The sequence below is a fragment of the Streptomyces sp. NPDC001450 genome (assembly GCF_053597295.1).
The window spans coordinates 136,108-149,307 of sequence record NZ_JBSFHY010000023.1; the positions used below are offsets into that span (position 1 = coordinate 136,108).

The following is a 13,200-nucleotide window of genomic DNA, read 5'->3' on the forward strand; positions in this document are numbered from 1 at the left end:
TTCGGCCCGCGCCGCAGGCCACTTCGTTCGGATGCGGCACGGCGTCGGCCGGCCGATCAGGGCGTCCACCCGGTGCACGACGGATGCTCCCGCAACCCGGTCGAGCGGCCTCCCCGGTCCACGCAGAGGCCCTCAACGAACGCTGCCGTGTGTATGAGGTGATCTCACCGGGGTGTAGCTGTCGAGACGGACGGCGCCGCTGCCGTCATCTCGGGTCACTCCCGGGGGAAGGCGTCGCCGGTCGGCCAGCGTTCCGGCAGACCGAGAGCAGTGTGGACGGAGCGAATCGCGGGCTGGCGCTCGACCTGGATCCCAGCCAGTTGCGTCGTTGCCCAGGTAGGAAAGATGGGGGCAGGAAGCGAGGCAGGATCCGGGCTTTGCCAGAGAACGGGAGTGTTTTTCGTCCAGGTCCAGGGTGCTGGATTGTTCACGACGAGCACGCCGCTGACACGGCTGTGGGCATGGTCGTAGGTGGCAGTCCAGTAGCCATCGGGCTTGCGGCTCAAGGTCGATCCGCTGTCGTAGGCGTACTCGACCGTACTCCCGTACAGCGCTCTCTCGATGTCCTCATCTTCGGGGAAGTCGGCTGCATGGCCTAGCGCCACGATGAATGGAAGCTCCAGGTCACCATACTTCCCGCCCTTGTGTGTGACGGCGTGAAGCACTCGCTCCGATCCGTCCTCGACCGCCCATGCCGAGGGGTAGACGCCGATTGTCCTGCTGGATGGATTGCCACGCTTGCCTGGGAAGCGGCACCTTGCGCTCATGGTCGGCGATGACCTGGTCGGGGTCCAAGCTTGCAAGCCATCGCGTCAGCCCGGACTTCAGCCGTCTTTGCGGCGGCGTTGCCGCACCGGCGCTGTGCAGTTCGCACGATACGAAGAAGTTCGGACTCGGCAAGCGATCGATGGCATCGCTCAACTGCGGTGGGAGCGAGTAAGCCCCAGCGTCACGCTTCTGAGCCTTCCAGATCGCCTCGACGACGAACTGCTCGTTGCCGCACGTAACCAGGAAGTCGGGCCTATAGCCACCTGTTCCCGTCTGCCGCTCAACCTCCACGCTGCAACCGGAACCGAGCAACATCGCGTGCAGGTACAACTCCCACAGCGCGGAGAAGACGTTCGTGTCGGAGTTTCGGTCCCGCAGTCGGCTGAGCAGGCCGGGCTGAGCCCGGTCAGGGAAGCGCGACCACCATTCGTTGATCACATCCCGAACCTGGTCCCAGAACGGACCGGCGACCCTCTCGAAGAATTCGGCCTGTGACTCGGCCGCCCCTTTGAGGCATCGGATGATCTCGCGCCGGGTCTTGCCTTCCTGGGTGCGGCGTTCGTAGTACGCCTGGGTTCGGGGGTCGTGGCGCAGGCGGGTGAACGGCCGCCGCGCGAGCCGTGCTCAGTGGCCGCGCCCGGGCCCGGGCCAAGTCCGGCGACGGTCCAGTGCACAGCGCCCGGATGTACAAGCTCGCCAAGGACTCCGCGGTCAAGGCTCGTACCCAGGCGATCGACCAGCTCAAAGCCGTCCTGGTCATCGCCGTTCCCGCACTGCGGGAACGACTGTCCAGACTGGGCAACCGCGAGCTGTTCCGCACCTGCGCACGCCTCGGCCCAGGCGCCGGCGAGGACGGCGAGAACGCGGTGGCCCAGGCCACCCACACGACCCTGAGAATGCTCGCCGAGCGCATCGAACAGCTCACCGGGCAGCGGTGCTTCGTCCACCAGATTGTCGAGGAGGGTCCTGCCGGTTTCCTCCAGAGCGCGGCCCGGGTGGCAGGAGGTGGCGAGAGCACCGGTCAGCCGCTGGAGCCCGTCGCAGACATCGTGTGTGGCTCGCTGGACCAGGCCGTCGGTGTAGAGCGCGAGGACGCTGCCCGGCTCGACGTCGATCGTGGTTGTCTCGTACGGCATGCCGCAGACGGCGAGGGGCGGCCCCGGGACTATGTCGACGGCTTCGGCACTCCCGTCCCAGCCGCTCCACCCACCCCGCGTTCTCATGGCCGAGCGTGAAGGGCGGATCCGTGAAGCCGGGCGGCGGTGCGGGTGCCTGCATGATGTGCAGATCTGAGTGACAGGCACCGGCACCTGCGACCTTCACCAGGACCTGGCCTGGGCCGGGCTCGGGCACCGGCACCTCGCGTAGCTCGGGCGGTTGCCGCCAACCGACGAGTTGAAAAGCGCGCATAGCGATCCCTCAGGCCCACACTGGTCAGTCGAGGATGCCGTCGATGTCGACCAGGACGTGGCGCGGGCCGCGGAAGATCTGGTTGTGCCGGTACGGCGGCGGGTCCTCGACCAGCCGGGGGTTCTGCACCCGGCGGACGAACTCGCCGACCGCAATCTGGACCTCGAGTCGCGCGAGCGGGGCGCCGAAGCAGAAGTGGATGCCCTGGCTGAATCCGAGGTGCTGGTTGTCGCGGCGCTCGAGGTCGAGTTCGTCGGGGTCGGTGAACCGTTCCGGGTCGCGGTTCGCCGAGCCGTACGCCAGGAAGATCGGCGCTCCCTTCGGGATGGTGGTACCCGCGATGTCGATGTCCTCCACGGCGGAGCGGGTGTGCCAGAACTGCACCGACGACTCGAAGCGCAACAGTTCCTCCACCCCCGGCACGATCAGGTCGGGCCGGCGCCGCAGCTTCTCCAGCGCGTCGCGGTGGCGCAGCAGGGTCAGCACGCTGTGGGCGATGAGATTGACCGTGGTCTCGTGTCCCGCGAAGATCAGGAGCAGGGCATTGCTCGCGAGCACACCCTTGGACATCCGCCCCTCCGAGCCGTCCTCGTTCACCAGCGCGGAGAGCATGCCCGGGCCGGGCTGCCGGGCGTACCGGTGGAGCAGCTCGGCTGCGAACTGCCCGAACTCCTGCACGGCTTGGCGGCCCCCTGCCAGCCGGCTCTGCATCTCCTCAGAGGCGGCCTCGGGTCCGAAGTCCAAAGCGTCCAGGGCCGTTTCGATCCACTGGTGGAAGCGTGGCTCGTCCTCCAGCGGCACGCCCAGGACCTTGCAGATCACGGTCACCGGCAGTGGGTAGGCGAAGTCGTCGACGGCGTCGATCCGGGTCTTGCCCCGCATGTCGTCCAGGAGCCTGGTCACGATGCGGCGGATGTCGGGTTCAAGGTCGGAGATCAGGTGAGGGGAATGGGGAGGGCCGACGAAATGCGGCATCATCATCCGGCGGTCTCGATCGTGCTCGGGTGGATCCTGGGTGATGATGTTCGGCTCCAAAGAGATGACCGCCTCCCTGATCGGCTCGGCCTCCGCCTCCGCCGATCCCTCGGCCGGGGCCGCGACCGGGACGGGGCACTTGCGTGGATCCGAGCTGACCCGGGGGTCGTGCAGCAGCGCGACGATCTCCCGGTAGGTACTGACGACATAGGTGCCGTCCGGCTGCCGCGCCACCGGTGTCTTGCGCAGTTCCTCGTAGAACGGGTACGGGTTGGCGCGGTTGGCGTAGCGGAGGGCCTGCTGCCAGGGGGTTTCCTCGACCACGAGGCTCCCCTCCTTCTTCCTGTCGATGCTGTCCGCCTACAGGCTTGGCCCGGCGAGCGTGTCAGTGACGCCGCGGACGGAACTCGGCCGTCCGCTCGCTCGGGGCGTGTCCGGTCAGGACGACGTCGGGGACAGCCGTCGGGACCCTCGGGTCCGGGAACTCGGCCGGCACCGGCTTCATGTCGGGCGGCTCGTCCCAGCCCGGCGGCGGAGGCGGGAACGGACCGGATCGCTCGATCAGCTTCCCGTAGTGCTCCAGCCACTTGCCGTGATCGAAGGTGACGGCCGCGACGATGCGGCCCCGGTGACCGTAGGCCGCAGCGAAACGGCGCTCCTCGACGGACCCTTGAGTGAAGACGATCTCGTCACCGAAAGGCGGCACGCCGACGGACTTGATGTTCACGCCGAACTGACCGGACCAGAAGCCGGGCAGCAGCAGATGCGGACGATAGTGGGGCTCCAGGTTCACCATGTTGTGCGCCGCGACCTCCGCACCGAATACAGCGTTGTCCCAGTGCTCCATCGCCAGGAACTGGTACTCGTACAGCACATGCGGCGCACGCGCCACGTCCCCTGCCACGTAGATGCTGTCGGTGACCACACCGTTGATGTCGAAGGCCCGACCACCGGCGTCGCACCCGACGCCCCAGAAACCGGCCGCCAGCCCCGAGCCCTCCAGCCACTCCACGTTCCGGATCGACCCCAGCGAAGCCACCACCACATCGGCGTCGACGGTGGTTCCGTCGGACAGATGCGCACGCCGCACGTGCCCACCGGAGTCGCCCTCCAGTGACGACACGCCCAGCCCGCAGCGCAGGTCCACGCCGTGATCACGCTGCATCTGCGCCGCGATCTCCCCGATCACCCCGCCCAGCGCCCCGACCAGCGGCGCCGAACCCCGCTCGACGACGGTCACCGGGATGCCGAGCTCCCGGCAGACAGAGGCCACTTCCGAGCCGATGAACCCGGCGCCGATGACCAACACTCGCGACGGCGGCTCGGCCAGCGCCTTCTGCAACTGCTCCGCATCATCACGCGAACGAATCGTGTGGACCCCGTGCAGTGCGGCCTCGGCCGGGTTCGGCCACTGCCGCGCGCGGGTGCCCGTGGCGATCAGCAACCGGTCGTACGGCACCTGCTCCCCGTCGGCCAGGCGCACCTGCTTGGTGACCCGGTCCAGCCCGACGGCGGCCACCCCGAGCCGCCAGTCCGCATCCACTTCTCGCATGCGGGGCAGCTTCGTGTGGTCGGCCGGCACCCAGCCCTTGAGTACCTGCTTGGACAGCGGCGGACGGTCGTAGGGCTCGTACGGCTCGTCCCCGATGATGGTCAGGGAACCGGTGAAGCCTTCCTCGCGCAGCGTCTCCGCGGCCCGCAGCCCGGCCAGGGAAGCGCCCACGATGACGATCCGGCCGCTGGCCCGGAACTCGCGCACCAGCTCTGCAACCGTTGCCCGCAGAGTCATGGCGTCTCGTCCCGCTTCGCGCCGTCCAAGCGGTCGATCACGATCGCCTGCACCGGGCATGCCGCAGCCGCTCGCTCGACCTGCAGGCGCCGCTCGTCATCGGGGTTCGGCTCATAGGTGAGCGCCTCCTGGCCGTTCAACCTGAAGACCTCGTGCGCCAGATACACGCATTGCGCGTATCCCTGGCACCGATTCAGGTCCACGACGATCCGCATGGGCAGACTCCTTCCGCTCCGACTCCGCCCCACGGCGACCATCGACCCGGTCATGCAGCCTCGGTCATGAAGCCACGGGCCGGTTTCTCAAGCCTCCCGTCAGGGCGACGGGGCCGGATGCCCCATCCGTCGCCCCGGCCAGGCCACCGAATGAGCAGGTTCGGTCCTGTTCGCTGCGCCGCTTCCTTCACGGTGACGCTTGTCGGCTGTGAGCGTGGGCGTCCCAGGCGGGGGCGCTGCATCGACGGTGTCGGCATCAGGGGGTCCCCCGGTCATCACGCCCCAAAAAAAATACTCGTCCCGCCTTCTGACGATCGCAAATCCGCCGCTGCGGCGTACTGGATGCATCCGTGACTTCGAGACCTCACTCCGCGGGCTACGGCGATCTCCGGGCCGGTGAAGCCACCGATCACCAAGTCCCGCTCCGACCGCCGTCCCGCCCGTCCGGCCAACCCGACCGCGTCCTGGCGCGTGCGCCGGGTGGACACACACTGCCGCGGCCAAAGCAAGGAAGGCCAGCGTGCCGAGGGGGCCGGCGACAGGCAGCTCGCGCTGAAGAGCGACATCTGGTGGCGCTTGTGCCAGCCGGTCAACGGTTACCTTCGTCACTTCGACATTTCCATACGCCGTATGGTAACAATGAAAGCGCGCTTCCATACGACGTATGGAACTGCCCGCTCGGACCACACCGGGCGTCATACATCGCCTGGCAGAACCGCCGTTGGCGCAGATCACCCCCTCGGGAAGGAAAGATCATGAACAAGCTCGCGAAGCGCATCGCCCTCACTGTCTCCTCCGTCGCGGTCGCCGGTGCCGCCGTTCTCGGTGCCGGTGGCACTGCTTCGGCCGCGCCCCTTGCGTCCGCCCACGCCCAGCACCCGACCGACAGGGCCGTGGCCGCTGACTACAGCTGGGACCACGGTGTCGGCTACCTGCTCGAGCGGGGCTATTCCTGCGACGAGACCCGCGGCTGGCACCAGGACCGCCACGGCACCGATTCGACCCGGCACGACTGCGACGGTCTCTACTACCGCGATGGTCACTTCTACCGCTGGAACGGCGTGGGACACGGCTGGACGTCCGACAGGTACTACCGCCACGACGGGAACCGCTGCGAGCACGACGGCGGGGGCAGGCACCGCCACGACCTGAGCCGCGACGACCGGTGAGACGGGTCTCGGCCATGAGCACAAGCAGTTCTCCTCGGCCCTGCCCCTGCCGGCGGCGGGGATCCCGCCGGCGGTCGGGGGGTGACGTCCCCGACTGCCGGCCGAGTGAGTGCAGCGCCACTCATCATGCGGTGCGCCAGCGCCGTCCGGTGCCCGCGCCCTGCTGTACCGCCTCCGCCCGCGCCGTCTCTTCGCCGCAGGCCCGTGTGAGGCACCGCCGAGCCATACCCGGGAGCGGAAGCCGATGAAGAAGTCCTTGAAGGTCGTAGAACGGCGAGTGGCCGTGCAGCTGGTCGTCTCGCACGTCTACTCGTTGCCTCTCTGCGTACGTCTGCGCTACGAGCCCGCTGATCCCTATGTCGTCCGTGCCGCCTTCTTCGTCGACTGCGACGAGCCGGTCGAATGGGTCTTGGGGCGGGATCTTCTGGCTGACGGTCTGAAGGGTTCCGCAGGCCACGCGGACGTCCGGATCTGGTCGGCCGCGGGGCGGGGGGACCAGTCGATCTACATCGCCCTCGGGTCTTCCGCGGGCACCGCCTTGCTCGAGGTGCCCGTGCAGGACATCTCGTCCTTCCTTCAGGACACCCAGGCTCTGGTGCCACGGGGTACCGAGTCCGGACTCATCGACTGGGATGCCGAACTGGCACACCTCCTCCCCCACGGCTGACCGCCGACCATCCATGCTCAGAAGCAAAGGAACCAGTGTCATGTCCCAGTACCAGCTTCGCGTCTACACCCTGCGCAGCTCCGACGCGCTCGCCGCCTACGAGAAGATCTGGGCCCAGCACATTCCCGGTATGGCCAAGCACCGGATCACCACCCACGGCGTCTGGACGGTGCCCGCGGCGCCCGGAAGCGACACTCCCCGGCTGTACGCCCTCGTTTCCTACAAGGACGCCGACGACGTGCAGGAGCGGCTGGAGGCATACCTGTCGAGTCCTGAATTCCGCGCGGACATGGAGGGCTTCGACATCAGCCAGATCGTCGGCCTCGACGAGACCCTCCTGACTCCCACCGTGGACTCACCCTTGCGCTGACGGTCGGCCTGCGACGAGTGACGCGGCCAGAAGGGCCGGTATCCGGCGGCCCTGCGATGGTGGTTCCGGTGTCGTCGATGACGACCCACCAGTGGCGGGCGCCTGTGCGGTCATGTGCATCTCCTCGGACTCGGACAGCATGCCGTTCCGGTCCAAGGACGGCTCTGCACTGCGTGACCGGGCCCCGGCAACCACGGCCGGCGTCGAGGTGGGGACCGCGACGAGTCGGTTCACTACAACCACGACCGATACAGCATCGATCGCTGAGGCCAAGGGCGCCCTTTGTCCGGCAACCACCGTTGGCCACATCTCCGTGATGGCCCCGGCCGGCAGTGGCCTCGCCTGCTCCCGTCGGCCGGGCGCCCTTGCGACGGCCCGAAGAACTGCTCCTGCGGGTGTCCTCGTGCCGACCGCCACCGGTCCTCGCAGTAACCGCGTCTCTGTGCAGCCCCCTTGAATCCGACGACAGCCCTTCCGATGGCCCTCCCCGGATGACTCGAAACACCAGGAGTAAGACCCAATGAAGTCATTGAGAACTGTGATCCAGGGGCTACCTGTGAAGCTTGTCGGCGTGTATGCGACATCCTTGCCCATGATCATGAATCTGCGGTACGAGCCGAGTGATCCCTACGTGGTCCATGCCGCATTCACCACCGATGTCGACAGCGACGAGCCGGTGGAATGGATCATCGGGCGCGATTTGCTGATCGACGGCCTGGAGGGCCCCGCCGGCGAGGGAGACGTTCGCATATGGCCCACCGGCGAGGAGGGCTGCCGCGACTTGTACATCCTTCTCAACCCGCCGTCCGGTACGGCCCTGCTCAAGGCCCCAGCGCAGGAATTCAAGGCGTTCCTGCAGGAAACGGAGGCAGTGGTGCCCCGGGGGGCCGAGCTTGACCACAGCGACTTCGACCGCTTGCTGGCGCACTTCCTCGCCGAAAGGTGAGTCCTGTCAGGGTGCGACCTGAGGCAGGCACACGGACGTCTGCGCCTCGGTGTTCACCGCCATGGTGAGTGGCTGTCAGCAGTCGTGGCGTCAACAGGGCCATTGGGGAACGCGGCACGCCCGCCACGTCAAGACGGTCTGAGCCGAGCTGAACGAAAAGGAGTCCGCTGGATCCCCGGCATGGGATTCCCTGTAGGCGCGACGACGGACGGAGCTCTGCGGTGAGCGGATGCGTCGACCACGAGCTCGGGGGCTCAGTAGGAACGACGTTCGATGCGCTGCTCGAGCCAGATCGTCTTGCGGCTCTGGCTGTGGCGGCAGCCCCAGCGAGCGGTGAGGCCGGGTGCTGCTGGAGTCGGCAGCTCGACGAGGCCGACGGTTCCCCTCCAGGAGGGAGACCAGGAACAAGCCAACGACCATGGTCATTTCACGGTTCAGCGTCGACATACGGCTGCCGTGTAGAGCTTGGATGTGGAACCACCCCGCCGGGCGGTCTCACCGATGTGACGGGGTGGCTCCCGTGTGTCGCAGCCTGAGATCGCCCGACTGCGGGTGCGCCTCAGCCGCCAGTGCCTGGGGCGCAGCGTCTCAGGCTGACTGGCTCAATGGCCGGCGTGCCGACCGTCACGACCGGCGGTGAGGCGGCTTTCCAGGCCCGTGATCAGCGTGTCCATCACGAGGCGGAACATGTGGTCCTGGTCAGGGCCTTCGGGGGCCGCACCCGTAGAGCCAGGGCGTGCGTCCGCGGCCCCGTCTTCGTCGGCTTCAGGGCCGTGGGGCTTGAGGGTCGACCACTGGTGGAGTGCGCCGTTTAGTTCTGCGGTGAGGACGCCGATGACGACGGCGACCATCAGCGCGGCGATCTTCGAGACCTCTGACTGCGGCACACCGGCAGCGGCCACGATGGCGGTGAGGGCGGTCCAGAACGGGTCGTCCGGCTGGATGAAGTCGGACTGGTGGCTGAACGAGTAGGCCATCAGTTCGGGGTGACGGTGCGCCAGGGTCCGGAAGTCTGTGGCGAGCAGACGGATCCGCTCCTGCCAGGGAGCGTCCTCCAGTGTCACGGTGCGGAACTGCGCTCCGACCATTCTCGTCACGCCGCGCAGCACCGCTTCCTTGTTCGGCACGTGGTGGTACAGCGACATCGGGTTCGCGTCGAGCTCGGTGGCGAGTTTGCGCATGGTGAGCGCCTCGACACCGTCCGCGTCGATCAGCCGCAGGGCGGCGGCGTAGATCCCGGCCTCGGTCAGAGGCACGTCCCTCTTCCTCGTTCCCCGCGGGGGACGCCTCACCTTCTTTTCCATACCTCGTACGGTATCAGTTTCGTACGCCGTATGAAAATGACCTGAATCACAGCGCTCACCAGGGCGACCGGGCTTGCTTCACGTTTCCATACGTCGTACGGTACCAATTCCATACAGCGTATGTTTCCGTACGACGCCACGGCATCGACCTGAGCAGCGCGCCCTTGCCCATCCCCTCCACGCAGAGGAGCAAGACATGACCACGCACTCCGCGAACGACCTTCGCCCCATCCGGTCCCCGCGCGGGATCCCCCTCCTCGGCAACACGCCGCAGATCCCCGGCACCAACCCGGTGGAGTACTTCGGCGAGCTGTCCAAGCAGTTCCCCGAGGGCATCTACGGCTTGGACATCGCCGGTGTCGAGCAGATCTTCGTCTACGACCCGGACCTGGTGGCCGAGGTCTCCGACGAGACGCGGTTCTTCAAGCAGATCGAGAAGACGCCGCTGCAGCATGTCCGGGACTTCGCGGGCGCGGGGCTGTTCACGGCCCACCAGCACGAGGAGGAATGGGGCATGGCGCACCGGATCCTCCTGCCGGCGTTCAGCCAGCGGGCCATGAGGGCCTACTACGGGCAGATGCTGGAGATCGCCCAGAACCTGGTGGGTAAGTGGGAGCGCAAGGCGGGTCAGCCGGTCAACATCACCGACGACTACACCCGGCTGACGCTGGACACGATCGCCCTGTCGGGGTTCGGCTACCGGTTCCGGTCCTTCGACAAGGAGGAACTGCACCCCTTCCTCAACGCGCTGCTGGGTGCGCTCGTGGAGTCGCTGCGGCGCTCGCAGGAGCTGCCCATGATGACCAAGCTCCGCAAGGCCGACGCCAAGAAGTACGGCGAGAACATCCAGCAGATGCGGGACCTGGTCGAGAGCGTGATCAAGGAGCGCCGCGAGGGAAAGGGCGGCAGTGAGGAGGACCTCCTGGGCCTGATGCTGGAGGCCACCGACCCGGAGACCGGCAAGCTGCTGACCGACGACAACGTCCGCGACCAGGTGCTGACGTTCCTGATCGCCGGTCACGAGACCACCAGCGGCCTGCTGTCGTTCGCGACGTACTCGCTGATGCGCAACCCGCACGTGCTGGCCCAGGCGTACGCCGAGGTGGACCGGCTGATGCCAGGTGACACGGTCCCGGACTACGACACGATCATGCAGCTGGACGTCATCCCGCGGATCCTGGACGAGACCCTGCGCCTGTGGGCTCCCATCCCGGCGTTCGGCAAGACGGCGCGGGAGGACACCGTCATCGGCGGCCGCTACGAGCTGAAGAAGGGCGCGAAGGTCCTCATCCTGGAGGGCCCGCTGCACACACACCCCAAGGCGTGGGACCGTCCCAATGAGTTCGACATCGACCGGTGGCTGCCGGAGAACCGCGTCCAGCAGCACCCGCACGCCTACAAGCCGTTCGGCAACGGCCTGCGTGCCTGCATCGGCCGGCAGTTCGCGCTCACCGAGGCCCGCCTGGCCCTGGCGCTGGTGCTGCAGAAGTTCAAGTTCTCCGACACCGGCGACTACAAGATGGACGTACGGGAGGCGCTGACGCGCAAGCCCGGCAACTTCGAGCTGATCGTCCGCCGTCGTCAGGAGCACGAGCGGACCGTCTTCGGCGCCGCGGACGTGCAGACCGGCGACACGCAGGCGCAGGCAGCGGTCAGCGGTGTCGGGGTGAACCTGACCGTCGCCTACGGCTCCAGCCTCGGCTCGTGCGAGGACCTGGCCCGCACCATCGCCGACCGCGGCGAGCGCTCCGGCTTCGGCACCACCCTCGTCAGCCTGGACGAGCTGGGCGACAACCTGCCCTCCGAGGGCCTGCTCGCCGTCGTCGCCGCCAGCTACAACGGCAAGGCCCCCGACAACGCCCAGCGCTTCGACGACCTCCTCGCCGCCGGGCTGCCCGAGGGCTCACTGGCGAATGTGCGGTACGCGCTGCTGGGCGCCGGCAACACCCAGTGGGTGGCCACCTACCAGGCATTCCCCAAGCGGATCGAGGAAGGTCTGCTGGCCGCCGGCGCCACCCCCGTCGTCGAGCGCGGCATCGCGGACGCCGCCGGTGACTTCGACGGCATGGCCACCCGCTGGATGGACAACCTGTGGGCCACCCTGGCCGAGGAGTACGCCGCCGACACCTCCCAGGCCAGCGGCCCCCGCTACCAGGTCCAGCTGCTCACCGAGTCCGACGTGCGCCCCGCCATCGTCTCCGAGCAGGCGTACCCGCTCACCGTGGTCGCCAACGACGAGCTCGTGGCCGACGCGACCGGCCTGTGGGACTTCAGCATCGAACCGCCGCGCCCGTCCGCGAAGTCCATCACCTTCGAGCTGCCCGAGGGCGTCACCTACGACACCGGCAACCACCTGGCCGTCTTCGCCAAGAACGAACTCGCCCTGGTGGAGCGCGCCCTGAGGCGGCTCGGCGTCGACTACGACCAGGTGCTCCGGCTCGACCAGCCGGCCGGTGGCCGCACCCACCTGCCGGTCGGCACCCCGGTCACCGCCGGCATCCTGCTCACCGAGTTCCTGGAGCTGCAGGACGTGGCCACCCGCTCCCAGATACAGACGCTCGCCGAGCACACCGAGTGCCCGTGGACCCGGCCGCAGCTCCAGGCGTACACCGCCGAAACGGAGGAGGCCGAGGAGCGCTACCAGAAGGAGATCCTCGGCAAGCGCATCTCGGTGCTGGGCCTGCTGGAGCGCTTCCCCGCCATCGAGCTGCCGCTCGCGGTCTTCCTGGAGATGATGGGCCCCATCCGTCCCCGCTTCTACTCCATCTCCTCCGCCCCGTCGGCCAACCCGCGCCACGTGCGCCTGACCGTCGGCCTGCTGGAAGGCCCGGCCCTGTCCGGCGACGGCCAGTACCGCGGCACCTGCTCCTCCTACATCGCGAGCCTGGAGCCCGGGGATGTCATTTACGGCTACGTCCGCGTGCCCTCCCCGACGTTCGCCCCGCCCGCCGACCCCGCCACGCCGCTGATCCTCATCGGCCCCGGCACCGGCATCGCGCCGCTGCGCGGCTTCCTGGAGGAGCGGGCGACACAGCACGCGAACGGCACCCGGGTGGGCGTGTCGCAGGTGTTCGTCGGCTGCCGCCACCCGGAGCACGACTACTTCTACCGCCAGGAGATGCAGGACTGGGAGCAGGCCGGCATCGCCCGGGTGCACACCGCCTTCTCCGCGGTGACCGGCCATCCGGCCCGGTTCGTGCAGAACGCCATCGCCAGTGCCGCCGACACGGTGTGGCAGGCCATCGAGGACGGCGCGTACATCTACGTCTGCGGTGACGGCCGCCGCATGGCCCCCGCCGTCCGCGAGGCACTCGCCGCCATCCACCGCCAGAAGACCGGCAGCGACGACGAGACCGCCCAGCAGTGGCTCGCCCAGCTCGAAGCGGACGAGCGCTACCAGCAGGACGTCTTCGCCTGACCGTCACACGCCGTCAAGGCGCGTCGACCCCCAGCCGCCGGGAGGCGTGCGGACGTCCTGCCTCCCCGCACGCCCCGATGTGCGGCACAAGGAAGAACTCAGCGACCGGGTCGGGCAGTTGGTCGACCGGGCCGCCGATCCGGTGGTGACGCCGGTGGCGACCGAGGGC

At 68.1% G+C, this 13,200-nt stretch carries 12 protein-coding genes and 1 pseudogene; 5 read left to right on the top strand and 8 right to left on the bottom strand.

The genetic code is table 11. From position 1 onward, the window contains the following. Window positions 1-215: 215 nt before the first annotated feature. The 7 genes and pseudogenes from ACWC5O_RS25215 to ACWC5O_RS25245 all read right to left on the bottom strand — a co-directional run bounded on the left by ACWC5O_RS25215 (window position 216) and on the right by ACWC5O_RS25245 (window position 5,157). On the bottom strand, window positions 216-665 hold the full coding sequence (locus ACWC5O_RS25215) for a hypothetical protein (RefSeq protein ID WP_450582891.1): 450 nt from the start codon (window positions 663-665) through the stop codon (window positions 216-218). Then, window positions 625-1,206, bottom strand: coding sequence for a hypothetical protein (locus ACWC5O_RS25220; protein WP_450582889.1), 582 nt, complete (start codon window positions 1,204-1,206; stop codon window positions 625-627). Before ACWC5O_RS25220 ends, ACWC5O_RS25215 begins: the two co-directional genes overlap by 41 nt. After that, a complete protein-coding gene (locus tag ACWC5O_RS25225) occupies window positions 1,203-1,991 on the bottom strand; it encodes a SpoIIE family protein phosphatase (protein WP_450781071.1) in 789 nt (262 codons plus the stop codon). Before ACWC5O_RS25225 ends, ACWC5O_RS25220 begins: the two co-directional genes overlap by 4 nt. A gap of 19 nt (window positions 1,992-2,010) precedes the next feature. Further along, a pseudogene (locus tag ACWC5O_RS25230) lies at window positions 2,011-2,178 on the bottom strand (NAD(P)-dependent alcohol dehydrogenase); the annotation flags it as partial. 24 nt (window positions 2,179-2,202) lie between these two features. Then, window positions 2,203-3,477: a cytochrome P450 gene (locus ACWC5O_RS25235; protein WP_450582886.1), complete on the bottom strand. Its 1,275-nt coding sequence runs from the start codon at window positions 3,475-3,477 to the stop codon at window positions 2,203-2,205. 61 nt (window positions 3,478-3,538) lie between these two features. Continuing rightward, window positions 3,539-4,942, bottom strand: a complete 1,404-nt coding sequence (locus tag ACWC5O_RS25240; protein ID WP_450582884.1) for an NAD(P)/FAD-dependent oxidoreductase — start codon at window positions 4,940-4,942, stop codon at window positions 3,539-3,541. Beyond that, the gene (locus ACWC5O_RS25245) at window positions 4,939-5,157 is read right to left on the bottom strand and encodes a ferredoxin (protein WP_390771665.1); all 219 of its coding nucleotides are present in this window, start codon (window positions 5,155-5,157) and stop codon (window positions 4,939-4,941) included. The genes ACWC5O_RS25240 and ACWC5O_RS25245 overlap by 4 nt, the downstream gene beginning before the upstream one ends. 755 nt (window positions 5,158-5,912) lie before the next feature. Here ACWC5O_RS25245 and ACWC5O_RS25250 point away from each other — a divergent pair. From ACWC5O_RS25250 to ACWC5O_RS25265, 4 genes are all read left to right on the top strand, one after another. Further along, complete coding sequence (locus tag ACWC5O_RS25250; protein WP_385682168.1) at window positions 5,913-6,326, top strand: hypothetical protein; 414 nt, start codon at window positions 5,913-5,915, stop codon at window positions 6,324-6,326. A 244-nt stretch (window positions 6,327-6,570) separates the two neighbouring features. Beyond that, window positions 6,571-6,993, top strand: coding sequence for an SsgA family sporulation/cell division regulator (locus ACWC5O_RS25255; protein ID WP_384470099.1), 423 nt, complete (start codon window positions 6,571-6,573; stop codon window positions 6,991-6,993). A 40-nt stretch (window positions 6,994-7,033) separates the two neighbouring features. Further along, window positions 7,034-7,363, top strand: coding sequence for an NIPSNAP family protein (locus ACWC5O_RS25260; protein ID WP_030645456.1), 330 nt, complete (start codon window positions 7,034-7,036; stop codon window positions 7,361-7,363). Between the two features lie 556 nt (window positions 7,364-7,919). Beyond that, window positions 7,920-8,309, top strand: coding sequence for an SsgA family sporulation/cell division regulator (locus ACWC5O_RS25265; protein WP_384470097.1), 390 nt, complete (start codon window positions 7,920-7,922; stop codon window positions 8,307-8,309). 602 nt (window positions 8,310-8,911) lie between these two features. Here ACWC5O_RS25265 and ACWC5O_RS25270 read toward each other — a convergent pair. After that, window positions 8,912-9,565, bottom strand: coding sequence for a TetR/AcrR family transcriptional regulator (locus ACWC5O_RS25270; RefSeq protein ID WP_450582879.1), 654 nt, complete (start codon window positions 9,563-9,565; stop codon window positions 8,912-8,914). 244 nt (window positions 9,566-9,809) lie between these two features. Here ACWC5O_RS25270 and ACWC5O_RS25275 point away from each other — a divergent pair, with 244 nt between their 5' ends. Further along, a complete protein-coding gene (locus tag ACWC5O_RS25275; RefSeq protein ID WP_450582877.1) occupies window positions 9,810-13,031 on the top strand; it encodes a bifunctional cytochrome P450/NADPH--P450 reductase in 3,222 nt (1,073 codons plus the stop codon). The last annotated feature ends 169 nt before the right edge of the window (window positions 13,032-13,200 follow it).